This window comes from Bartonella sp. AA2SXKL (assembly GCF_042197205.1).
Lineage (GTDB): Bacteria > Pseudomonadota > Alphaproteobacteria > Rhizobiales > Rhizobiaceae > Bartonella.
In genome coordinates, this window is the sequence record NZ_JBHIRN010000047.1 from 1 (window position 1) to 1,619 (window position 1,619).

The following is a 1,619-nucleotide window of genomic DNA, read 5'->3' on the forward strand; positions in this document are numbered from 1 at the left end:
TTAAAAACTCTTTGAGAAAAAATAAATTGGTACAAAACCTAGTGGCAAAATATACAAAACCCGCTGGCAAGCTACAAGCAAACAAGCATGCGCTTCGTAGAAGCATGTTCGAGAATCCTATTCCCGAACCTTTATTTACGAATCCCGCACCTTGAAAAAACACACATGAAATCAATAAGTTATAGCACCATAAAAGTGCTGTGGCGGAGGGGGTGGGATTCGAACCCACGGTACAGTCTCCTGCACGCCGGTTTTCAAGACCGGTGCCTTAAACCGCTCGGCCACCCCTCCACACTAGATATGCTTTTTGACAAATTTCTTGTAAAAGGTCAATCATTTTAATACGCATTTTAAAGCGTTCTTTGTAAAACTATTTAAGTTTCAATTAAAATAATTCTTCATAAGTTAATTCTTTGAGTGTGTTATCTAAGAGTTTCATTTTTAAACATGATAGTTTTTTCTGAAAAAATGAAAGGTAATTATGATATTTATCATTTTTTTCCTGTTTAAAAATTTTCTACAAAGCAATATTTTTTTTAAGTTCTAACAATCGTTTTCGTAATAATAAGAAATGTTTAGTTGAAAATGTTTGATAAATTATATTAAATTCCGGTCGTGTATTTTTGGATTATTTTACCTTTCCAGATATTTATTTTATTTAGATCGTTCATATTGGCGAAAAGAAAATGTTATTACTCTGACAGTTTATGAGAGATAAATTTGTAAAAATGACATATATATTCAAGGAAAGTTTTTATTGAGTTTAAATTAAGTACAATTCAATAAGAAAACTCTTTAAAAGATTTTAAGTTTTTAAATAAAAATATTCAGATATTTAGTGCGTCTAAAGAGTACCTTGGAGGGAATGGCTGATTTGCACTATTTGAATAAAATTTTATGTAAGATTTGCATCGATAGTTTAAAATCTCTTCTAGATATGGCTGGAAATTAGGTATATTTGTAATGCTTTTTCTGTGGGATAAGCAAAAAGTTAATTTGAATGGAAGAAAAAATTATTGAGCAATACCCTTAGATCAATAGATAGTTTGTGAAGGTATTACATAGTTTTTCAAGAATAGAACTTAAAAACGCTAAATTATGCAGAGTCAGAAAGCGTAAACTTTAAAAGACAAAGTTTTAAAAGCCGATTCATCACAAGTATGTGTAAAATAAAATATTTATGTCTAATATGAGAGAATAGGTTATTCCTGATTCTATTGAGTTTTTTTGCCTCTATCCCTCATCTTTTTGAAGCTTTTTTATGGCTTCAAGAGCGAGTTTTTTACGGTCTGCGCTCTTTGTGTAAAGAGATGCCATAGCATCATTTGTCCAGCCAAAAATTGCTTTGAATTGTGATACTGTTGCACCAGAATTAACTGCGCGTGTTGCTGCTAATTTTCTTAAGCCATGTGCTGATTTTTCGATTCCCGCTACGTTACAAGCCTCACGAAAAAGGTTGCCAAAACTTTCTTTAACTAGTTTTTACCTTCTTACCACAAATGAATGTTTCTTCTCCAATCACATACCTTCATAAGGATTGAGTTCTTTTTGTTTTTTTGTAGCTTTAGTGTAGCTATGCCAATTAGAGCTGTTAAAGTATTGTTTAAGCAGCCATGCAA

The 1,619-nt window shown here is 31.6% G+C and carries 1 tRNA gene and 1 pseudogene; both read right to left on the bottom strand.

The features are described 5' to 3' along the window. Positions 1–201: 201 nt before the first annotated feature. Positions 202–291, bottom strand: a tRNA-Ser gene (locus tag ACFINS_RS09610). A 942-nt stretch (positions 292–1,233) separates the two neighbouring features. Beyond that, positions 1,234–1,519, bottom strand: a pseudogene (locus ACFINS_RS09615) (tyrosine-type recombinase/integrase); the annotation flags it as partial. Positions 1,520–1,619 lie beyond the last annotated feature (100 nt).